We start from the raw sequence: 20898 nt of genomic DNA, 5'->3' as shown, positions 1-20898 counted from the left end.
ATTCATAAAGGTGAAAGTATGAAATTTAAAAGTCTTTTGATCGTAAGTACGGTTTTACTTGGTATATTTTTTGCGGGATGTACTATATCCACCGACTCCCCTGCTCCAAAAAAGCAGTCTGTTGCAAAAAAACCAAAAGTTATGCAGGCTAAAAAACAGATCGACCCTGTTGATCGAAGTATCGCGGTAAAGAAAAAAGAGTTGTCTTTTTTAAGATCTAACCCCATAAAAGAGTTTGCGGTGGTTGGAGAAGGGATAGCTCCTCAAAATACGATATCTCCTGCTCAAGCTTTGGCTTTGGCAAAAAGAGCGGCAGTTGCGGATGCTTACAGACAACTTGGAGAAAAGCTCTATGGGGTCAAGGTAAATGCAAAAGAAACCGTAAAAGATGCGGCACTTAAAAATTCTAAAATCATAACTCAAGTCGACGGCCTTATAAAAGATGCCTATATCACGGAAAGCTCTTACAAAGACGGTCTTTACAGAGTTAAAATGGAATTGAAAATAGATAGTAAAACTTGGAAAAGAATCTTCTCTTACTAATATTTTTTACAATTTTTGTAAATGCTAAAACGGAGTTTATACTATCATATAAACTCCGTACACAAAACTCATATGTAGTAAACGAACAAGTCTTTATCTCAAAAGCGATGACTATATCAGACAAACCCGCCAAAAAGATATGTACTTTGCCTAAAAAAACCGGCAAAAACATAACAACTCTAAGTTACCTCCAAAAATACAAATACAAACTTTTAGAATGTTTCAAACAAAAAACAGTTTTTGTAAATTCAAATTCCACAAACAACATAGATCGCTCATACTCACAAATAACCATCAAAACCTTGCCTGTAAGATTTACAGTGAAATTTAATAATGGTTTTGGTATCATAAGCTCCTTTAAATAACTGATAATAACAGAGGTAAATAGTGAAGATAGCTATCGTCGAAGATGATATCAATATGAGAAAATCACTCGAACTTTCACTCGAAGAGTATAGTGAATTTGAAATTGTATCTTTTAAAAATGCAAAAGAGGCTCTCAAAAAACTTGACGACAGCTTTGAGCTTATCATAACAGATATCAATATGCCCGGAATCGACGGTATAGAATTTATAAAAAAACTAGAACACGACTATGAAGTTATAGTAATTACCGGAAATGCCACGCTCAATCGGGCTATAGAAGCCATAAGGCTGGGGGTTAAGGACTTTTTGACAAAGCCGTTTGAGATAGATACCCTCATAAAGGCTATAAAAAGAGGAGCAAAAGCAAGAAAACAGAAAAAAAAGATACAAAAAACTCTTTTTGAAGAAGATAAAAACAGTATGTTTCTTGGAAATTCAAAAGAACTTGAAAGTGCACTTAAAATCGCTAAAAAAGCGGCTCTTAGTGATGCAAGCATCCTCCTGCTTGGAGAGAGTGGTGCGGGTAAAGAGCTATTTGCCAAATACATTCATCAAAACTCAAAAAGAGCCAAAATGCCATTTATAGCCATAAATATGGCGGCAATTCCGGAGAATCTTTTGGAGAGTGAACTTTTTGGGCATGAGAAAGGAGCATTTACCGATGCCCTTACTTTAAAAAAGGGATTTTTTGAACTCGCTGACAAAGGTACTATATTTTTGGACGAATTAGCCGAAATGCCCATATCTTTGCAGCCTAAAATCCTAAGGGTTTTACAAGAAAGAGAGTTGACACGAGTCGGCGGATCAAAACCTGTAAAAATCGATATAAGAGTGATCTCGGCTACAAATGCCGATATAAAAGAGAAGATAAAAGAAAAAAGTTTCAGAGAAGATTTGTACTACAGGTTAAATACCATACCCATACAAATCCCTCCACTAAGAGAGAGAAAAGATGAAATACCTCAAATAGCAAATGAAACTTTGAAAAATATTTGCCAAAAATATGGATTTAATGATAAAATTATAAGTGATGAGGCTATGGATGAGCTCTTAAGATACAATTGGCCGGGAAATATCAGAGAACTTGTATCCGTAATTGAACGGGCTGCTATCTTAAGTGAAAGTGATACTATAACAAAAGAAGACCTCTTTTTAGAGAGTCGAAAATAAAGTTAAAAATTTAGGAGAAAAAATGAGAAAGTTCAATGTAGCTGTTGTCGGTGCAACAGGTGCTGTAGGTGAAGAGATATTTAGAATACTCGAAGAAAGAAAATTTCCGGTTGCAAACCTTGTACCCTTAGCAAGTAAAAATAGTGTCGGAAAAGAGGTTAAACTTCTTGGTAAAACTTATAAAGTTAAAGAATTATCTGAAGATATATTTGATAAAGAGGAAGTTGATATAGCATTTTTTAGTGCCGGTGGTAGCATTTCAGCTAAATTTTGTCCGATAGCGGCTGAGAGTGGAGCAGTTGTCATAGACAATTCTAGCCACTTCAGAATGGATCCTGAAGTTCCTTTGGTGGTGCCTGAAGTAAATCCCGAAGATATAAGCGCATGGAAAGTAAAAGGTATCATTGCCAATCCAAACTGTTCTACTATACAAATGGTGCTTGCTCTTAAACCACTCGATGATCTATATGGCATAAAAAGAGTGGATGTCAGTACTTACCAAGCAACTAGCGGGGCCGGCAAAAAAGGCATGGAAGAGTTGGTAAGACAAATGCAGGACTTTTTCGCTTTCAAGCTTGACGAGAGTCAAAAAGAGGCATTTATGCATCAAATCGCACTAAATGTCATACCGCATATCGACACCCCTCAGCCAAACGGCTTTACAAGAGAAGAGATGAAGATGGTAAACGAGTCTCAAAAGATACTTCATAAAAACTTCGAGCTTGCCGCAACTTGCGTACGAGTTCCCGTTCTTAGAAGTCATAGTGAGTCTATAACCGTAACTTTTGAAGATAATGTCGATATTGACCTTGACAGAGTAAAAGGTGCACTAAACAACTTTGAAGATGTGGAAGTTATGGATAACCTTGAAGAGGGGATTTACCCTATGCCTATCATCGCAACCGATACGGATACTACATTTGTAGGAAGGTTGAGAAAAGATTTGTATGAGAGCAATATCTTGCATTTTTTTAATGTTGCAGATCAACTAAGGGTTGGAGCTGCTACTAATGCGGTAAGAATAGCACTCAAGTGGATAGAATTGGAAAGTGAGTAGCATGATAGAGAAGATTTTTGAGGGTGCTATATGGAGAAGCAGATATGTTATCTTGCTTTCTGTGATCTTTGGACTTTTAGGAGCTATAGTACTGTTTATCATAGCAAGTTTGGATATATACAGTATATCAGTTTTTACCATAAAAGCACTCATCTCTCATGCTCATCCTGAAAAGCTTCATGAAAACCTTGTTTCAACCATTATCGGTGCAGTCGATCTTTATCTTATAGCTGTTGTTTTGTTTATATTTTCTTTCGGTCTTTATGAACTTTTCATAAGTGAGATAGATGAAGCGAGCAATGATACAAAAACAAGCAGAATTCTTGAGATAAAAAGCCTGGACCAATTAAAAGACAAGATAGCCAAAGTCATAGTCATGGTTTTGGTTGTAAGTTTTTTTCAAAGAGTTTTGCATACTGACTATAACGGCGCAAAAGAGATGCTATATTTTGCACTTTCCATTTTGGCTCTGGCATTGGGGCTATACTTTCTACACAAAAATACACACTAACAAAGGAAAAACATGATATTTACTGATGCCTGCAAAGGAAAAAAGACACCCTATACTCCTGTTTGGATGATGAGACAGGCAGGAAGATACTTGCCTGAATACATGAACGTAAGAGAAAAGGCAGGCAACTTTCTAAATCTCTGTCACACTCCCGAACTTGCCGCCGAAGTTACACTTCAACCGGTTGATATAGTCGGAGTTGATGCCGCCATACTTTTTAGTGATATTTTGGTTGTTCCAAACGAAATGGGAATGAATCTTGACTTTATAAAAGGAGAAGGTCCTGTTTTTGAAAAACCTATAAAATCCAAAGATGATATAGATAAATTAGCAGGTGGAAAAGAAGCTGCCGACAAGCTTACCTATGTATATGAAACCATAAAAATAGTCAGAGAAAAACTCGACATTGATAAAGCTCTTATCGGCTTTACCGGTGCTCCTTGGACATTGGCCACTTACATGGTGGAGGGCAAAGGGACCAAGACATACAATATCGTAAAAAAACTTATCTACACTGATCCCGAACTTATGCATCATTTGCTTCAAAAAGTATCCGATGTCGTCAAATACTATCTTGAAAACCAGATAAAATCCGGTGTCAATGTTGTGCAAATATTTGACAGTTGGGCTGCCGCTCTTGAAAAGAGTGCTTATATGGAATTTAGCTGGCGTTATATCAAAGATATATGCTCTTACATCAAATCAAAATATCCTGATATCCCTATCATAGTTTTTCCAAAAGGGATAGGAACTTACCTTGATGATATAGACGGTGATTTTGATGTGTTTGGTGTGGATTGGTCAACCCCTATGGCTTTGGCAAAAGAGAAACTTGGAAGTAGATATGTACTTCAAGGCAATATGGAGCCATGCAGACTTTACTCGAAAGAGGCAACCAAAGAGTGTGTAACTTCCATAGCAAATACCATGAAAGAAGGAAGACATATCTTCAACCTAGGACACGGTATACTACCGGATGTACCTGTAGAAAATGCCAGATACTTCGTATCACTTTGTAAAGAATTAACAAAGAGATGAGATATGTTTTCGGCCCGGTCAATTCAAGAAGATTTGGTATCTCTTTAGGGATTGACTTAAGCCCTGATAACAAATCATGCAATTTTGACTGTGTTTACTGTGAGTTAAAAGGAGCCAAACCGGTTTCAAGCATACCAAACCCTCCAAAAGTCTCAGATATCATCGAAGAAGTAGAACAATCCCTTAAAATTCATACTAATATCGATGTCATCACCATCACTTCAAACGGAGAGCCCACTCTTTATGATGATCTTCATCTTCTGGTAAACGAACTAAGCAGGATAAAGCAGGATAAAAAGATTTTGATACTCTCAAACGGTTCGACGATTTGTGATGATACGACAAGAGAAACTCTCAAGAAGATAGATATCGTAAAACTCTCACTTGATTGTGTTACTCAAAGGTGCTTTAAAAAGATAGATAGACCGCTAAAAGGTATAGAAGTCAGTGACTTGATAGAATGTATGGAAAGTTTTTCAAGGGAATTCGATAAAGATTTGATCATCGAGGTATTGGTTGTAAAAGGTATCAACGACAGCGAAGATGAGTTTAGTAAATTAGATAAAGCGTTAAACAAGATCTTGCCCAAAAGAGTCGATATAGGCACTATAGACAGACCGCCGGCTTATAAGGTAAAACCTGTTGATGAGGAATGTATATCAAAACTGTCAAAGATGATAACAAATATTCCGGTTTCTTTGATATATAAAAATATACCCAAGAAAAAAGAAGACTTCAACCAAGAAGAGATACTATCACTTCTTTCTCATAGACCACAAAGTGAATTTGACGTAGATAATTTCTTTAGTGACAATTCAAAAAAGATCATGAAAGATTTATTGAAAAATAAAACCATAGAAAAAAGAGATATCACAGGAGTGAAGTTTTATACTATCAAGGAGAGATGAAATCTCTCCTTGATCTTATCTTTTAATGAAATCCTACTTTTTTAGGAACATAATCACCATATTTTTTAACTCTTGCTTTTTGCATTACATATATGAGTACATATATACCTGCCGCAATGGCCCATGAAACATAATGTGACCCAAGGTCAAGATGCTTCGCCAACAAATCAGGCAAAAATGCAAATGGCACTATAGTTAAAAATAGCAATCTCTCCAAAGGATTTACTTTGGTTACGAAAAATCCTTGAATTGCCGAAGTAAAGGCAAACATACCAAGAACCGCAAAGAAAAATATACTTACGATTTCCACAGGGTTAGTTACCCAGACCCAACCGGCAACATCATTGGGATCTTCCGGATTTACACTTTCTATTAAAAGTAGTTTATTATTGAAAAAGAACATAAACGGAAGTATCGCTGTTCTTATATCATACATAAATCCCTGAAGTCCGGTTTTTATCGGATCACTTTTTGCCAATCCCGCAGCCGCATAAGCCGCCATACCTACCGGAGGCGTATCATCTGCTAAGATACCAAAGTAAAATACGAACATATGAGCGGCAATCGCCGGGATGATGTATCCGTTTTGAGCCGCAAGCTGCATGATAACCGGAGCTGTAAGAGCTGCCATAACGATATAGTTTGCAGTTGTAGGAAGTCCCATACCAAGTATAAGTGAAGTAACAGCCGTGAAAAACAATACCGCAAGTATATAACCGCCTGAGAGCTGGTCTATAACATCAGCAAGTATCAATCCGATACCTGTAAGCGTTACAGAGCCTACGACTATACCTGCAACCGCTGTAGCTATGGCGATAGGCACCATGTTTTTTGCACCGTTAACCATACCGTGTGCAATATCTGTAAATCCTCCAAGCCATACATCTTTTGTAAGAGGCTTTTTCTGCACTATGGCAGCAAACGGCCTTTGAACTATCATGATAGCCATCATAAACTCTATCGCACTGAAAGCTGCGGCTTGAGCCGACATCCTTAGTATGATAAGAGTATGTATCAAAAAGTATATCGGGATGATATAGTGAATACCTCTTATGAATATAGGAAAAACTCTTTTTAATTTATCTTTGCTTTCACCTTTTATACCAAGCTTTTTAGCCTCCAAGTGCACTATGTAAAAAAGAGCGAAATAACTTGTAAACGCAGGGATAAATGCGGCTCTAACGACATCTGTATAGTTTATACCTAAAAATTCGGCGATGATAAATGCCGCAGCTCCCATGATAGGAGGCATAAGCTGACCGTTTACCGAAGAGGCGACTTCAACCGCACCTGCTTTGTGAGGCGGGAAACCAAGTCTCTTCATGAGAGGTATAGTAAATGTACCTGTTGTAACGGTATTGGCTATGGATGAACCGGATATGATACCCATAAGACCCGAAGCTGCAACGGAAGCTTTAGCCGGACCTCCGTCAAATCTTCCCAAAAGGTTATATGCCATACTTATAAAGTACTCACCTGCACCAGCCCTGTCAAGTAACGCACCAAACAAGACAAACAAGAACACAAACCCGGCACTAACCCCCAGCGGGACTCCGTAAATTCCCTCTGTCGTAAGTACCATCTGACCCATTATCTTACTAATGCTTGCACCTTTATGCGCAATGATATCAGGCATATACGGACCAAAATAATCATATAGCAAGAACAAGGTTGCAATCGCCGGTAACGGAATACCCAGAACTCTTCTTGAGCCTTCCAAAACCACAAAAAGTACTGCAATGGCTACAACTATATCTGTTTGTGTCCAATCACCTGATCTCATAGCCAGATCATTGTAGGCATACCACTGATATAAAGACACAACAACCCCTACAAGAGCGAAAGCCATATCATACCAAGTGATAACTTTTCTTAAATGTGCCTTTTTTAAGATGGGATACATTGTAAAAGCAAGAAAAACACCGAATGCCAAGTGGGCTGCTCTAACATAAACTCCATTTATCGGGTGTACAACTACAGCCAATTGAAATACCGACCAAGAAAATGCTACAACAGCAATAAGCCAGTACATCCAAGTGTTTTTATCAAAATCTCTTTGACCTTCAAGTTCACTTAGAAGTTTTTCTTCATAATCCGCCGTTTTAGGAGTTACTATGACATCGTCAATCTCTCCTGCCATATACTCCATCTCTTCTTTGCTATCTTTGATGATATCCTTTAAATATTCATCTTTGATCTCTTCTTCACTGTTTTTATCTGCCATATTTTACATCCTTATTTTGTAGATGGTACAGGCATGAGAGTTCATGCCTGTATGTGTGTAGGTTATAGTAAACCTGCTTCTTTGAACGCTTTAACTGCTCCTGGATGTTGAGGAATAGATAAACCGTCTAACAAACTTTTTTTAGTAATAGTTTTGTAAGCAGGGTGTAATTTTTTAAATGCCGCAAAGTTATCAAGTATCGCTTTTGTAACGGTATATACAACTTTTTCAGGAATTCTTGTGCTTGTAACAAGAACCGCTTTAACACCGATACTTGGAGTATCATGATTTACACCTTTGTAGAATGCTCCTGAGATTACACCAGGCGCATAGTAAGGATACTTTTTAAACAACTTATCAATTGCAGGACCTTTTATAGGTATAAGGTCTATATCAACTGAGTTAGCAGCATCTTTGATATTTGCTGTAGGGTGACCAAATACGGCAAAGTAACCGTCGATCTTGTTATCTTTAAGTAGAGTTGGGGCTTCGCTTGATTTCATCTCATCAGCCAAAGCCAAATCACTATCTTTTAGACCTACCGCATGCATAACTATCTCAGTTGTCATTCTTGTACCTGAGCCCGGGGTGTCTATATTGATTCTTTTACCTTTTATATCAGTAAGTTTTTTTATACCTGAATCTTTTCTAACAACCAAAGTTAAAAGTTCAGGATAAATAGCCATAACACTTCTAAGTTCTTTTATAGGCTTTCCTTTAAATTTGCCTATACCGTGATATGCTTGATAAGCTGTATCACTTTGGCTGATACCAAAGTCAAGCTCACCGGCTTTTATAGTGTTTACATTGTAAACTGAACCACCTGTTGATTCAACTGAACATCTTATATGTGCAGTTTTTCTTAATTTGTTGACCATTCTACAGATCGCGCCACCTGTCGGATAATAAACTCCTGTAACACCACCTGTACCTATTGTGATAAACTGAGCACTAAATGCCGGAATCGCTAAACTTCCAGCCAATGCCAAACCAACTAATTTTGACTTCATTGAAACTCCTTTGAAATAATTTTGTAATAAAACTATACAATAAAATTATTTGATAAAACTTAAATTTTTCGATATTTTTTTATAAGTTTTATGTTTTTTAAGATTTTGTGTTTTTTTGAAATATTTTTTTGAAAAAATGTATAATTTTTACTTGACATACAAGGAAAAATAGAATATAATTCTACCCTATTTTTAAGTGTTCCGGATTAGCTCAGCGGTAGAGTAGGTGACTGTTAATCACTTGGTCGCTGGTTCGAATCCAGCATCCGGAGCCATTTTATTCAACTTCTACTCTATTTCTTCCGTTTTGTTTGGCTTTATATAGTTTTTTATCCACTCTTAATATAACAGTTTCTGAGTTGTCACCCTCTTTTAGAGTTGTAACCCCAAAACTACAGGTCAATTGACCTATCTTGCCAAAATCATGCTTTTGTATATGTTCTCTTAATTTTTCTGCGAGCTTTATAGCTTCATTTTTAGGAGTTTCAGGAAGTATTATCAAAAACTCTTCTCCACCCCATCTGCCAAATATATCGCTTTTTCTAAGATGATTTGATATAAATCTGCTCAACTCTTTTAAAACCTCATCTCCTTGCCTGTGGCCATACATATCATTGATATTTTTAAAATGGTCGATATCGAAAAATATGATACTAAGAGGTCTTTTATACCTTTTTGCTATCTCTATCTGCTCTTCCAAAGAAAGATCAGTCTTGTATCTGTTATATATGGAAGTCAGCTTATCCACGGTTGCCAATTTTTCAAGTTCTTCTTCCAAAAGCTCTCTTCTTGCGATCTCTTTTTTCAAGTGTATGACCCATCCGGCTATAAGCAACAGCACTACAAATGTTGCAACAAACAAGATAAAAACCGTTTTTTTACTGATTCCTTTCTGGTAGTGCACAGATATCCACTTTTTATATATATTGTCTCTTTCATCTTTTGGTATATGATCTATTGCCTTATTTAACAAAGGTATTAAATCCTTCAAATCTTTTCTGACCATAAAACGAACATCAAAATTCCATGGGGTTTTACCGGAGATTTTCAAGTTTGCAAAAGAGTATTTATTTATCTTGTAAGCAATTACCGGCAGCATGTCTATAGCTGCATAAGCTTTACCGTCGCATACCATTTCCAAGGCGGTATTGATATCTTTTGTTTCAATTATCTTAAAGTCAGGGTAATGCTCTTTGAGAAGCTTGGAAGCTGTGTAATCTTTTCCGACCGCTATGGTTTTATCTTTTAAAAACTCCATATCAGGGATGAAACCTATATCGTTTCTTGTGGCTATTACTATGGGAAATGAGGCATAAGACTTTGAAAAAAGAGCATATTTTTCTCTATCTTTTGTTTTAGCGGTAGCTATATTGATATCGGCATTTTTTTCTTTTATGGATTTTAAAACCTCATCAAAAGTTTTAGCGATTTTGCACTCAGTTTTAAGCCCAAGTTCATTTTTTACATATTGCCAATAATCAATACCGATACCGACGAGTTTTCCGTTTTCTAACACATTAAACGGTTCCCAACTGCCGGTCGTAATGCACTTTAACTGATGCTCTTTGATAAAATGTTGCTCTTTTGGAGTTAGTTTTAAAGGTAAAGAAGATGCAAAAAGAGAAGTTATCGGTATAAGCACAGCTATACATATCGATAAAACCATACGGTTTCTTCTCATCACACCCTCCTTCAGGAAAAGAAAATAAAATTTTTCTTACACATTTTAATTATACATTTTATATCATTAAAAAATTATAAATCAAACTCTTTTGGCTCTTGTGAAACAAAGCTGTATCCTAAAAGTTCGGTTTTATACGAGTGTAGCATGATCCTTCTATAAGGCTTACCGCCATACTGTGTATCACCTATGACAGGATGGGCTATGCTTTTTAAGTGTACTCTTACTTGGTGAGTTCTTCCTGTTTTGATAGTTACTTTTACTTTTGATCTGTTTCCCTCTATCATCAAAGGCTCCACCAAAGAGAGAGCTTCTTTGCCGTCTTTACTTATCTTACTGTAAGCCTTGCCTTTTTTGATAGTCAGTATCGGTTTGTCTATCTCTATCTCATCGGCTACTTTGCCTTCAACCCATGCGATATACTCTTTTAAAACTCTTTGCTCTTTGTACTCTTTTATCGCTTTTTTTTGGAACTCTTCATTTTTTACAAGTAGCAAAACCCCACTTGTTTCTTTATCGAGTCTATTTAAAAGTGGATATCCAAGTTTTTTCGATACTTCTTCACTGTTTAAAAAAGCCGGTTTATCAACCGCTACAATGCTTTCATCTTCATAGATTTTTTTGATTTCTTCTATCTTTTGTATCTTGAACTTTGACTTTACATCGAGTTCACCTCTTGCGATTTGTACTCTTTTGTTTCCGACAAAGACTACACCTCTATCTATCAGATCCTTTGCAGCCCTGTTGGAAATCCCCTCTTGAAGTGCAAGAAGTTTATATGCTTTTTCTTTTTTAGCCATTACCTTGTTTGTCCTCTATCATTTGTTTAACTTTTTCATTGAAAGGAAGTTTTATCCTTTTTCTTTTACTTGTCATTCCGCCTACGAACTCTATATCACTTTTTGACACTTTAAACTCTTTGGAGAAAAATTTTACAAGCTCTTTGTTTGCCGCACCTTCAACGGCAGGTGCTTTTATCTTTACTTTTATCTGATCTTCCAAAACTTCAGCTATGACGTTTTTACTCGAATTTGGCACAGCTTTTACACTTATGATAACAAAGCCATCTTTTATCTCATACCACACTTTTTATACTCTCTATGATTGGCTTTAAATCCACTCTGTTTTTTATAAAAGATTTTTTCAAATCCTTTTCCAACAGCGTTTGCAAGTTTTTTACTTTACTTATATAAATATTTTCAACATCGTCAAACAGTACTTGCTGATTGAACACATACTCTCCGCTTATAACGATATTTTCAAAATAAGCCGGCTCCAAAGGATTGTGCCCTCCTATACCATCTATAAAAGAACCACCAAGGATAGTAATGTCAGTTATAGCATAAAAGTTTACCAATTCACCCATTTTATCACAAAATATTATATCCTTTTCTATCTTCTCGTCCAAAGAAAGTCTTGCATAACTTTTTTCGGATTTTTCACTGTAATTTTGAAGAATTCTATCAACTTTTTCAAATCTTTCAGGATGCCTTGGAACCACTATCAGTATATCACTGTTTTTTAGATTTAAATTTTCAAGTATTGACTCTTCTTCTTTTTCATGGGTGCTCGCCAAGACAATCACTCTTTTATCTTTTGGTTTTTGGTATATTTTAGTAGGTTTGAAAGAGGTGGAGTTTTTTATATTGCCCGTAACCGTTACATTTTTAGCGCCAAGCTCTTTCAATCTTGTCTCATCTTTTTTACTTTGAGCGAAAACTTCGTCGATATTTTCAAAAATCCTTTTATAAAAAAAAGCGAATCTTTTATAACTTTTATATGAATTGTCACTTATCCTTGCATTTAAAAGAATGGTTTTATCTCCCTTTCTTTTTGCAACCAAAAAAAGCATATACCAAAGCTCTGCCTCCATCACGACAAGTACTTTTTGCTTTTCTTGCCAGAACGGTTGAAAGATTTCAAAAGGTAAAAATCTTACATTATCGGTTATCTTTTTTGCTTCAGCAAAACCCGTATTGGTTATCACACTGATATTTACATCGTTTTCAAGTTTTTTTATGATGGGTTTTATGGATTTTACTTCACCGAGAGAACACGCATGAAACCAAATCTCATTTGACTTAAAAAATCCATTTTTATATAAAAAAAATCTAGCGGGTATGGAATCTTTGTATTTTTTTTTGAAACCGAGATATATAAGATAAGGCAGTGCAAGCACATACACAAACACTGCCAATATGTAGTAAATGATGACAAATAGACTGTTTTTTAAACTTTTTATCAAATAATCTTTACTCTTCCTCTGTAGTTTCTTCTATATACAAAATTCTTCCGCAGTGCGGACATGTAACTATATCTTCACTTTTTATAACCGAAGCGTATGTTTTATCATTTATCCTCATGAAACATCCGTAACATGCCTGTTTTTTTACAGGAACCACTGTTGTATTTCCCGCCCATTTTCTGACTTTATGATAAAATTCAAGTATTTTTTGGTTAATTTTGCCAAGAAGTTTTTCTCTTTTGTCATATACTTCTTTTCTCTCTTTTTCGATTTCGGCAAGCTTGGCTTCTATCTCTTTTTTTGTCTCATTTACAACCTTTGAAACCTCTTCAAGCTTCTCATCTATCTCAAGTATCAAACCCTCTTTGGTTTCATTTGCTTTTTGAAGTCTCTCTATCTCCTCATTTGCAAAATCCAACTGCTCTTTTGTGATATCTTCTTCAAGCTGAAGTGCTTTGGCTTCTTTGTCGGTCTTAACCGCTGCACTTTTTTTATTTATCTCTTTTAGCTTGTCGCTTAGTTCGGCTATATGTAGCTCATGTTGTCTTATCTTAAGCTCATTATCCTTTTTCTCTTCCAAAAGTTCATCTTTTTTAGCTTCCAAGTCATCTTGTTTTTTTACAACACTTTTTAACTCTTTATTTATAGCTTCGATCTTTGGTCCAAAAGAGTCTATCTCTTTGTCTATCTGAGAAAGTTCAATCAACTGTTCTAAATATTTGTTCATCTTTTCTTATCCTTATGTTTTTATTAACTGATGTTATGTAAAATTTGTGAGCATTGCTAATTTAAACGGAAAATTAGCGTTTAAAAAACTGCACTTAACCCGAAGGGCGCTTGTCGTTTGCAGTTTTTAGCTAATTTGGAGTGTCCCAAAGGGGAAATTAGCACCGTGAACAAATTTTGCATAACATCAGTTATATGTAAATGGGTTTTTTGAATTTGCAATTATAGCTTGAATATCAAAATTTTTCAAATTTTTACTCAAACTGTCGGCAAAATATATCTCACTTTCAAAATGGTTTATCTCTATCATAGACAAACCATTCTCCATAGCTTCATAAGCTTGATGATATTTTATATCACCGGTCAAAAAACAATCGGCTTTTATGCTACCGATTAATTCCGCTCCACTTCCTGTGGTTAAAGCGGCTTTTTTGATAAAGTCTTTGCCTTTTACGGTTTTTAGCACAGGCAGTTTCAGTCTCTCTTTGATAAGTTTCGCAAAATTTGTAAATATATCGTTAACTTCAAAATAACAGACAAACTCTTCACACTCTATAACTTCAAAACCCAAAATCTCCTCTGCTACATATCTGTTCAGATGAGCTTTGTCATAGTTTGTATGCATACTGATAAGTTTTATATCTTTTTTTATCAACTCTTTTATGATATTTGACGGATATTTATCAAAATTCAACTGCTTTAAACCTTTAAATATCAAAGGATGATGAGTTATAAGCAAAGAGTTATCTTCCATCAATTTCACAAGTTCGCTATCAATATCAAGACTAAGATAAACTTTAGAAAATTCATCATCAAAAGATCCTACTATAAGCCCGCTATTATCCCAACTCTCCTGAAATTCAAATGGAGCAATCTCATCAAGAATCTCATAAATATCGCATATCTTCACAATTTTTCACTTTTCACTTTGAATTACTTCAAGGTATTTCTCGGCGCACCCCTTGGCCAACTCTCTTATCTTAAGTATATAACTTTGTCTGCTTGTTACCGATATGGCTTTTCTGGCATCCAGGACATTAAATGTATGCGATGCAACAAGGCACTGATCATACCCCGGAAGCGGCAAGTCGACTTCCAAGCATCTCTTGCACTCTTTAGAAGCACTTTCAAACTGTTTGAAAAGCATATCTACATCGGCAACTTCAAAATTATACTTACTAAATTCATACTCACTCTCTTTGTGCACGTCACCATAAGTGGTAACACCGTTTTCATTTTCATTCCAAACGATATCAAAAACACTCTCTTTTTCCTGCAGGTACATCGCAAGTCTTTCTACACCGTAAGTTATCTCAACTGAGACCGGATGACATGCTATGCCTCCAACTTGCTGAAAGTAGGTAAACTGAGTTACTTCCATACCGTCTATCCATACTTCCCAACCAAGCCCCCATGCTCCCAAAGTCGGGCTCTCCCAATTGTCTTCAACAAACCTTACATCATGATTTTTCAAATCAAGTCCTAAAAATTCCAAACTCTTTAGATAAAGCTCCTGCATGTCATCGGGGCTTGGTTTGATAATCACTTGAAACTGATAGTAACTTCCGAGTCTATTTGGATTTTCTCCATATCTTCCGTCAGTCGGTCTTCTTGATGGCGCCACATAAGCGGCACTCCAAGGTTTTTTCCCTAAACTTCTTAAAAAAGTTGCATTATGAAAAGTCCCCGCACCCGCAGGTATATCATAAGGTTGAACTATATTGCACCCTTTATCCGCCCAATACTCTTGAAGTTTCAATAACATTTGACTAAAATTTAACACTAACTCTTACCCCTTTATACCTAATTCTTTATCTATCTTGTTTTTATCAAATCCGCATATCCAGCGGCTTCCTATCATGACTACGGGTACACCTCTACATCCGTGTCTTTCGCAGTCTTTGGCGGCAGCCTTGTCTTTACTTATATCTATAGTTCTAAACCTTACATTTTGTTTTTTAAAATAGTTCTTTGCAGTCGTACACCAGTGACAACCCGGGGCTGTAAAAAGTACGACTCTTTTTTGTGTTGCTTTCTTTTCGCTCATATTTTACCTCCCTCTTTATTTTTTATAATTTTCAACTACTTTATTCCACATCATTTTATATTTTCTTCTGCAAAACTCGAGTTCTTTTTGCGTATCTTTGAGTTGAGATTGCAAACCTTCAACCGTTCTTCTATCCTCATCATAAAGAGTTTGCAAAGATAAAAGTGCTTCTTTTAAAAAACTGTTTTCCTCTTTTAAAGCTTCCAAAGTTTCATCTTTGCTTTCTAGCACTTCTTTGTGAAGATCCAAGATGGTACCTATGGTCTTTTCTATAAATTCACTTCCAAGCGCTACATTCGTACTCTCGGAAATGATCTCATTGTTTCTTGGCATAGCCGCAACCGCACCTTTGGTGGCTTCTATATAGAGTTTTCCATCTTCTTTTTTGGTGGTTAGAACTTCTCTTTTTATCATATCTTCAACTACATCTTTATCAAGATCCACAAGCTTGCAAAATTCATCAAATTCCAACCAGTTGTGCATAACGGACTTCTCCTATAATATCTATAAAAACTTTTCAATCTCTTTAGAATCGATTTCAACTTTTTTGGCTTTTAAGACTCTGTCTTCTTGAAGTTTCGCTCTTAGATCCTCATCTTCAAGTGCTAAAATCTGCATAGCAAGATATGCGGCATTTATAGCCCCTGCTTTGCCCATAGCCAAAGTTGCTACCGGCATGCCGGCCGGCATTTGAACCGTACTTAAAAGTGCATCAAGACCATCCAACGCTCCTCCTCTTAAAGGAACACCGATAACAGGTTTTGTGGTATTTGCCGATATCGCACCGGCCAAATGTGCAGCCATGCCGGCACCGGCAACAAATACTCTAGCCCCTCTAAGTTCGGCATCTTTTACATAGTCATGGGTTCTTTTAGGGCTTCTGTGGGCAGATGATATGATGATCTCATATGGAACATAAAACTTTTCAAGTATATTAACGCACTCTTTCATCACATCATAATCACTTTTACTTCCCATTATAATGGAGATAAATTTCATTTGATTTCCTTTCTCAAAAAACTGTATCCGGGCAAATTGCATGGAAGTTTGACAGGGTTTGTATTGCCACTGTGGATTGCTTCATATATCTTTCCGTTTAATGTTTGAATCTTGTTGAATTTTATATACCAACTGTTATCTTTTTTAAAAACATTCCCTATCTCATTTTCACAAGGTTTTATATCGTAATTTACGGGAAAAACCAACTCATAAGTCACATTTGGTTCAACTTTATCTTTTGCCAAACAAGTTTCACCGGTTTCATCAACCAAAGCATAAACTTGATGGGTTCCTTCACTTATGGACTCTTCTAAATTTTGAGTGCCTTCTTTTTGATATGGTCTTTTTACAAGATAACCGTCATTGAAACCTCTGTGTTTTGTACTCTCAAGTTCTTTTTCATACTTTTTGGCATCAAACTTACCCGCATAAAAGTCATCTATCGCCATTCTGTAAGCTTTCGTTGCGATAGCGACATAGTAAGGACTTTTTGTCCTTCCTTCTATCTTCAGCGAGTCCACAACCCCGCTTTTTAGTATCTCATCGACATAATGTGAAAGATTCAAATCTTTTGCATTCATGATATGAGTACCGTTCTCATCCTCCTCAAGTTTCAAAAGTGTCCCGTTTTCTTGGTTTTGGGCATACAAAGTATAAGGAAATCTACAATCATTCGCACAACTTCCTCTGTTTGGAACTCTACCGCTTTGAAGTGAGCTTATAAGGCATCTGCCGCTATATGCAAAACACATCGAACCATGCACAAATATCTCAAACTCTATATCGGGAACATATTTTTTTATCTCTTTTAAATCTTTTAGGCTAACTTCTCTTGCAACTATGATCCTTTTAACTCCTGCCTCTTCATAAAACAGAGCGTCGAGATAATTCATGACATTTGCCTGGGTTGAAAGGTGCAAGGCGATATCGGGAGCTACTTCTTTGGCAAGCCTTACAACACCCGGAGTCGATACTATAAAGGCATCCGGCTTCATTTCAGCCATTTTTTGCATATGTTTTTTTAAAAGATTGATTTGTGAATTAAAAGGAAAACCGTTTATGGTAACATATATCTTTTTTCCAAGTTTGTGAGTATAATCAACTGCTTCTTTAAAGCTCTCATAGCTAAACTCTTTTGAACTTCTTGTTCGTAAAGAAAAGTGACTGACTCCACCATATACGGCATCTGCTCCATATGCAAGTGCAATTTTTAGTTTTTCAAAATTACCTGCCGGCGAGAGAAGCTCCGCTTTTTTGCTTACAAAATTTTCCATAAAAAACTTATTTTTTTCCTAAAGATTCTATAAGCGCTTCTATATCATCGTTACTCACGACATCTTCGGTCGCTTTGTCACCTTCGATGTGTACTGCCGAACCTACTCTTTTGGCATCATCTTTTTCAGCCGAAAATAGTGAATTCATATAACCTGCTAATGTTCTTATGACATTTATGACTCTTTCAATCTTCTGTCTGTGGATATCTTGATACTGCATGATATCCATGATCATCATGATCTCATCACTTGACATTTGTGCATTGGAGATAAGATCGTTTATCTTTTCTATGGCTTCTTGGTTTGATTGCAGTCTCTCTTTAAAAACATTTATATGAGGAAATTTATCTGTCAGTTTTTCAAAGACTTCGACATCTTTCTTGGCAACTTCCAAAACCTCATTTGCATTGTTTTCGACCTGCATGATAAAGTCACTTATGGCTTCAAGTTTATCAAATATCTCTGTTGCCTTAACTTCGGAGTCTCTTGTAACATCATCAAGCTGTTCTACAACTTTATGATCTTCTGTCGGAGGCGGAGGAGGCCATGCCTTGCTGCCTTCGAGTTTATAATCCTGTGCATCTATAGATATATCATCTTCTTCATCTTTTTTTTCATCTTCACTTTTTTCCTTGGATTCTTCTTCCAAAGTATCTTCAAGTGTATCTTCTTCCAGGTCGTCATCGAACCCTTCCGCCATCAATGCGTCCAATTCTTCTTGAGTCATCATAGTCTCCTAGGTCGGCACTAAAATCGCCTTAATAGAAATATTCGTTATATTATATTATAATTTTGATTAAATTAAAATTGAAAAGGTTTGTCAATGATAGTTGATATCCACAATCACACAATACTTTGCAATCATGCAGAAGGTGACAATGAGGATTATGTCAAAAAAGCCATTGAAGTCGGTACAAAATTTTTTGGCTTTAGTGATCATGCGCCTATGGATTATGATAAAAAATACCGTATGAGTTTTGATCAGATGAAATCATATGAAAAAGATATAAACAATTTAAGAGAAATTTATAAAAATAAAATTACCATTTTGCTGGGATATGAGGTTGATTTTTTAGAAGGGTTCGTTGACAAAAGAGTACTTGACTCAAAAGTTGATTATCTTATAGGTTCGGTTCATTTTTTAAAAGGATGGGGTTTTGACAACCCCGAATTCATAGGTCATTACAAATCAAAAGATATAGACAAGATATGGGAAGATTACTTTGAAGCCGTATCTCAAATGGCAAAAAGAGGAAAGTTTGATATAATAGGGCATATAGATCTTATAAAAGTTTTTAACTTTCTTCCGAAAAAAGAGATAAAAACCATAGTCGAAAAAACTATCAAGGAGATAAAAAAAGCTGATATGGTTATAGAGCTTAACAGTGCCGGACTTAGAAAGCCGTGTCATGAGATATATCCGTCATCTACCATCATGGAACTTATAAGCGAATATGATATCCCTATAACTTTTTCTTCGGATGCACACAAACCTGAAGATGTTGGATACGCTTCTAATGAAATGACAGAATATGCAAAAAGCTTCGGGTATAAAAAATGCGCATATTTTTTACAAAGAGATAGAAAAATGATTAATTTTTAATCAGCATATTAAACGATATTGTATATCAAGTGTGTTATAATATCAAAAATTTTAAGGAGAATATATGGGAAAATTTGTAAACAGCATAGTAGAATTCTATGAGTTCTGTGAAGAGAATGAAGTAAAATTCGTTGATTTTAGATTTACCGACATCAAAGGAGCTTGGCATCATATCACTTACAACCTAAGTGCGGTCAGCGAAGAGATGTTGGCTGCGGGTATCCCTTTTGACGGTAGTAGTATCGAAGCTTGGCAACCTATCAATCAGTCAGATATGATACTAAAACCTGATGTTCCTACAGCGTTTTTAGATCCTTTTACAGCCGATCCTACCATCATAGTTTTCTGTGATGTGTTTGATATATACAAAGGTGAGTTATATGAAAAATGTCCAAGAAGTATAGCCAAAAAAACTCTTAAGTACTTAAGAGAGTCAGGTCTGGGAGATGAAGCATACTTTGGACCTGAAAATGAATTTTTTATCTTTGACAATGTAAAGATAAAAGATGAGATAAATACTGCATTTTATGAAGTGGAATCAAGCGAGGGTGAATGGAGTGACAGTACCGAATTTGTTGATGATCTTAACACAGGTCACAGACCAAGAACAAAAGGCGGTTACTTCCCTGTAGCTCCTACTGACTCTATGGTGGATCTTAGAGCCGAAATGATGCAAGTTCTTGAAGAAGTAGGTCTTGAAGTAACTCTAGGTCACCACGAAGTCGCTCAGGCTCAAGCAGAAATGGGTGTAAAATTTGGTGATATCATAGAAGCGGCAGACAATGTTCAAAAGTATAAGTATGTTGTTAAGATGGTAGCTCACTTAAACGGAAAGACTGCGACATTTATGCCAAAACCACTCTTCGGTGACAACGGAAACGGCATGCATACACACCAATCTATCTGGAAAGACGGTAAAAACCTTTTCTACAGTAAAGGTGAATATGCCAATATAAGTGAAACCGCAAGACACTATATAGGCGGTATATTTAAACATGCTCATGCAGTTGCGGCTTTCACAAACGCATCAACCAACTCTTACAAGAGATTGATCCCAGGATTTGAAGCACCAAGCATACTAACTTACTCAAGCCAAAACAGATCCGCTAGCTGCAGGATACCTTACGGTTCAGGTGAGGGCTCCACTAGAATCGAGATGAGATTCCCTGATAGCACAGCTTGTCCATATCTTGCATTTTCAGCTATGCTTCTTGCAGGGCTTGACGGTATCAAAAACAAGTATGAACCGGTAGGTCCTATGGATGAAGATCTTTTTGAGCTAAGTCTTGCTGAAATCAGAGAAAAAGGTATACCTCAAATGCCTCACACTCTAAGAGAAGCACTTGAAGGTCTTATAAAAGACAATGACTTCTTAAAACCTGTTATGAGCGATCTTTTTATAGATACTTATCAGCACTACAAGTTTGAAACACAAGTTTGGCCTGATGAGGCTAGACCAACAGCATTTGAGTTCAAAACCACATACTCTTGCTAAC

23 protein-coding genes and 1 tRNA gene are annotated in these 20898 nt (G+C 36.2%); 10 read left to right on the top strand and 14 right to left on the bottom strand.

What is annotated here, in order from left to right; all coding sequences use genetic code 11:
- Positions 1-18 precede the first annotated feature (18 nt).
- The 7 genes from ACZ47B_RS10950 to ACZ47B_RS10920 are packed head-to-tail and all read left to right on the top strand — an operon-like array spanning position 19 to position 5593.
- Positions 19-543, top strand: a complete 525-nt coding sequence (locus ACZ47B_RS10950) for an LPP20 family lipoprotein (RefSeq protein ID WP_464894566.1) — start codon at positions 19-21, stop codon at positions 541-543.
- Positions 519-908, top strand: a complete 390-nt coding sequence (locus tag ACZ47B_RS10945; protein WP_464895746.1) for a hypothetical protein — start codon at positions 519-521, stop codon at positions 906-908. The genes ACZ47B_RS10950 and ACZ47B_RS10945 overlap by 25 nt, the downstream gene beginning before the upstream one ends.
- Before the next feature lie 22 nt (positions 909-930).
- Complete coding sequence (locus tag ACZ47B_RS10940; protein WP_464894565.1) at positions 931-2079, top strand: sigma-54-dependent transcriptional regulator; 1149 nt, start codon at positions 931-933, stop codon at positions 2077-2079.
- Positions 2080-2101: 22 nt separating this feature from the next.
- A complete protein-coding gene (locus ACZ47B_RS10935) occupies positions 2102-3136 on the top strand; it encodes an aspartate-semialdehyde dehydrogenase (protein ID WP_464894564.1) in 1035 nt (344 codons plus the stop codon).
- Between the two features lies 1 nt (position 3137).
- The gene (locus ACZ47B_RS10930) at positions 3138-3647 is read left to right on the top strand and encodes a YqhA family protein (protein WP_464894563.1); all 510 of its coding nucleotides are present in this window, start codon (positions 3138-3140) and stop codon (positions 3645-3647) included.
- 12 nt (positions 3648-3659) lie between these two features.
- Positions 3660-4685 carry a uroporphyrinogen decarboxylase gene (gene hemE, locus ACZ47B_RS10925; protein WP_464894562.1) on the top strand — a complete coding sequence of 342 codons (1026 nt, stop codon included), beginning with the start codon at positions 3660-3662 and terminating at the stop codon, positions 4683-4685.
- Positions 4682-5593 (top strand): radical SAM protein, encoded by a 912-nt coding sequence (locus ACZ47B_RS10920; RefSeq protein ID WP_464894561.1) that lies wholly within the window; start codon positions 4682-4684, stop codon positions 5591-5593. The genes hemE and ACZ47B_RS10920 overlap by 4 nt, the downstream gene beginning before the upstream one ends.
- A 22-nt stretch (positions 5594-5615) precedes the next feature.
- On the opposite strand, the gene ACZ47B_RS10915 is transcribed toward ACZ47B_RS10920, so the two are convergent.
- Together ACZ47B_RS10915 and ACZ47B_RS10910 are read right to left on the bottom strand one after the other, a co-directional pair.
- Entirely contained in the window at positions 5616-7817 is a 2202-nt protein-coding gene (locus ACZ47B_RS10915) for a TRAP transporter permease (RefSeq protein WP_464894560.1), read from the bottom strand.
- 62 nt (positions 7818-7879) lie between these two features.
- Positions 7880-8827 carry a TAXI family TRAP transporter solute-binding subunit gene (locus ACZ47B_RS10910; protein ID WP_464894559.1) on the bottom strand — a complete coding sequence of 316 codons (948 nt, stop codon included), beginning with the start codon at positions 8825-8827 and terminating at the stop codon, positions 7880-7882.
- Positions 8828-9027: 200 nt separating this feature from the next.
- On the opposite strand from ACZ47B_RS10910, the gene ACZ47B_RS10905 reads away from it, so the two are divergent.
- Positions 9028-9102: transfer RNA gene (locus tag ACZ47B_RS10905), tRNA-Asn, on the top strand.
- Between the two features lie 2 nt (positions 9103-9104).
- On the opposite strand, the gene ACZ47B_RS10900 is transcribed toward ACZ47B_RS10905, so the two are convergent.
- The 12 genes from ACZ47B_RS10900 to ACZ47B_RS10845 form a co-directional block, all read right to left on the bottom strand.
- On the bottom strand, positions 9105-10508 hold the full coding sequence (locus tag ACZ47B_RS10900; protein ID WP_464894558.1) for a transporter substrate-binding domain-containing diguanylate cyclase: 1404 nt from the start codon (positions 10506-10508) through the stop codon (positions 9105-9107).
- Between the two features lie 74 nt (positions 10509-10582).
- Positions 10583-11308, bottom strand: a complete 726-nt coding sequence (locus tag ACZ47B_RS10895) for a pseudouridine synthase family protein (RefSeq protein ID WP_464894557.1) — start codon at positions 11306-11308, stop codon at positions 10583-10585.
- Positions 11301-11594 (bottom strand): DUF167 domain-containing protein, encoded by a 294-nt coding sequence (locus ACZ47B_RS10890; RefSeq protein WP_464894556.1) that lies wholly within the window; start codon positions 11592-11594, stop codon positions 11301-11303. Before ACZ47B_RS10890 ends, ACZ47B_RS10895 begins: the two co-directional genes overlap by 8 nt.
- Positions 11584-12753 carry a lipid IV(A) 3-deoxy-D-manno-octulosonic acid transferase gene (waaA, locus tag ACZ47B_RS10885; RefSeq protein ID WP_464894555.1) on the bottom strand — a complete coding sequence of 390 codons (1170 nt, stop codon included), beginning with the start codon at positions 12751-12753 and terminating at the stop codon, positions 11584-11586. The genes ACZ47B_RS10890 and waaA overlap by 11 nt, the downstream gene beginning before the upstream one ends.
- Before the next feature lie 7 nt (positions 12754-12760).
- The gene (locus ACZ47B_RS10880; RefSeq protein ID WP_464894554.1) at positions 12761-13480 is read right to left on the bottom strand and encodes a zinc ribbon domain-containing protein; all 720 of its coding nucleotides are present in this window, start codon (positions 13478-13480) and stop codon (positions 12761-12763) included.
- Positions 13481-13666: 186 nt separating this feature from the next.
- Positions 13667-14389 carry a Nif3-like dinuclear metal center hexameric protein gene (locus tag ACZ47B_RS10875; RefSeq protein WP_464894553.1) on the bottom strand — a complete coding sequence of 241 codons (723 nt, stop codon included), beginning with the start codon at positions 14387-14389 and terminating at the stop codon, positions 13667-13669.
- Between the two features lie 6 nt (positions 14390-14395).
- Positions 14396-15262, bottom strand: a complete 867-nt coding sequence (gene glyQ / locus ACZ47B_RS10870) for a glycine--tRNA ligase subunit alpha (RefSeq protein ID WP_464894552.1) — start codon at positions 15260-15262, stop codon at positions 14396-14398.
- Between the two features lie 6 nt (positions 15263-15268).
- Positions 15269-15526, bottom strand: coding sequence for a glutaredoxin family protein (locus tag ACZ47B_RS10865; RefSeq protein WP_464894551.1), 258 nt, complete (start codon positions 15524-15526; stop codon positions 15269-15271).
- A gap of 15 nt (positions 15527-15541) precedes the next feature.
- The gene (locus ACZ47B_RS10860; RefSeq protein WP_464894550.1) at positions 15542-16009 is read right to left on the bottom strand and encodes a DUF3972 domain-containing protein; all 468 of its coding nucleotides are present in this window, start codon (positions 16007-16009) and stop codon (positions 15542-15544) included.
- Positions 16010-16030: 21 nt separating this feature from the next.
- Positions 16031-16525, bottom strand: coding sequence for a 5-(carboxyamino)imidazole ribonucleotide mutase (purE, locus tag ACZ47B_RS10855; protein ID WP_464894549.1), 495 nt, complete (start codon positions 16523-16525; stop codon positions 16031-16033).
- Positions 16522-17799: a peptidase U32 family protein gene (locus ACZ47B_RS10850; RefSeq protein ID WP_464894548.1), complete on the bottom strand. Its 1278-nt coding sequence runs from the start codon at positions 17797-17799 to the stop codon at positions 16522-16524. Before ACZ47B_RS10850 ends, purE begins: the two co-directional genes overlap by 4 nt.
- Before the next feature lie 7 nt (positions 17800-17806).
- Positions 17807-18526, bottom strand: coding sequence for a chemotaxis protein (locus tag ACZ47B_RS10845; RefSeq protein ID WP_464894547.1), 720 nt, complete (start codon positions 18524-18526; stop codon positions 17807-17809).
- A 96-nt stretch (positions 18527-18622) separates the two neighbouring features.
- On the opposite strand from ACZ47B_RS10845, the gene hisJ reads away from it, so the two are divergent.
- Positions 18623-19402, top strand: a complete 780-nt coding sequence (gene hisJ / locus ACZ47B_RS10840; protein WP_464894546.1) for a histidinol-phosphatase HisJ — start codon at positions 18623-18625, stop codon at positions 19400-19402.
- Between the two features lie 64 nt (positions 19403-19466).
- Complete coding sequence (gene glnA, locus ACZ47B_RS10835; RefSeq protein ID WP_464894545.1) at positions 19467-20897, top strand: type I glutamate--ammonia ligase; 1431 nt, start codon at positions 19467-19469, stop codon at positions 20895-20897.
- Position 20898 lies beyond the last annotated feature (1 nt).

The organism is Thiofractor thiocamini (assembly GCF_055384375.1).
This window is presented reverse-complemented; position numbering and strand designations above follow the sequence as displayed.

Bases quoted from the DNA above. Each gene is read 5' to 3' on its own strand.
- ACZ47B_RS10950 (WP_464894566.1), top strand. From the start codon at position 19: ATGAAATTTAAAAGTCTTTTGATCGTAAGTACGGTTTTACTTGGTATA.
- ACZ47B_RS10935 (WP_464894564.1), top strand. From the start codon at position 2,102: ATGAGAAAGTTCAATGTAGCTGTTGTCGGTGCAACAGGTGCTGTAGGT.
- ACZ47B_RS10930 (WP_464894563.1), top strand. From the start codon at position 3,138: ATGATAGAGAAGATTTTTGAGGGTGCTATATGGAGAAGCAGATATGTT.
- hemE (WP_464894562.1), top strand. From the start codon at position 3,660: ATGATATTTACTGATGCCTGCAAAGGAAAAAAGACACCCTATACTCCT.
- ACZ47B_RS10920 (WP_464894561.1), top strand. From the start codon at position 4,682: ATGAGATATGTTTTCGGCCCGGTCAATTCAAGAAGATTTGGTATCTCT.
- ACZ47B_RS10915 (WP_464894560.1), bottom strand. From the start codon at position 7,817: ATGGCAGATAAAAACAGTGAAGAAGAGATCAAAGATGAATATTTAAAG.
- ACZ47B_RS10910 (WP_464894559.1), bottom strand. From the start codon at position 8,827: ATGAAGTCAAAATTAGTTGGTTTGGCATTGGCTGGAAGTTTAGCGATT.
- ACZ47B_RS10900 (WP_464894558.1), bottom strand. From the start codon at position 10,508: ATGAGAAGAAACCGTATGGTTTTATCGATATGTATAGCTGTGCTTATA.
- ACZ47B_RS10895 (WP_464894557.1), bottom strand. From the start codon at position 11,308: ATGGCTAAAAAAGAAAAAGCATATAAACTTCTTGCACTTCAAGAGGGG.
- ACZ47B_RS10880 (WP_464894554.1), bottom strand. From the start codon at position 13,480: ATGAACAAATATTTAGAACAGTTGATTGAACTTTCTCAGATAGACAAA.
- ACZ47B_RS10865 (WP_464894551.1), bottom strand. From the start codon at position 15,526: ATGAGCGAAAAGAAAGCAACACAAAAAAGAGTCGTACTTTTTACAGCC.
- ACZ47B_RS10860 (WP_464894550.1), bottom strand. From the start codon at position 16,009: ATGCACAACTGGTTGGAATTTGATGAATTTTGCAAGCTTGTGGATCTT.
- purE (WP_464894549.1), bottom strand. From the start codon at position 16,525: ATGAAATTTATCTCCATTATAATGGGAAGTAAAAGTGATTATGATGTG.
- ACZ47B_RS10850 (WP_464894548.1), bottom strand. From the start codon at position 17,799: ATGGAAAATTTTGTAAGCAAAAAAGCGGAGCTTCTCTCGCCGGCAGGT.
- ACZ47B_RS10845 (WP_464894547.1), bottom strand. From the start codon at position 18,526: ATGACTCAAGAAGAATTGGACGCATTGATGGCGGAAGGGTTCGATGAC.
- hisJ (WP_464894546.1), top strand. From the start codon at position 18,623: ATGATAGTTGATATCCACAATCACACAATACTTTGCAATCATGCAGAA.
- glnA (WP_464894545.1), top strand. From the start codon at position 19,467: ATGGGAAAATTTGTAAACAGCATAGTAGAATTCTATGAGTTCTGTGAA.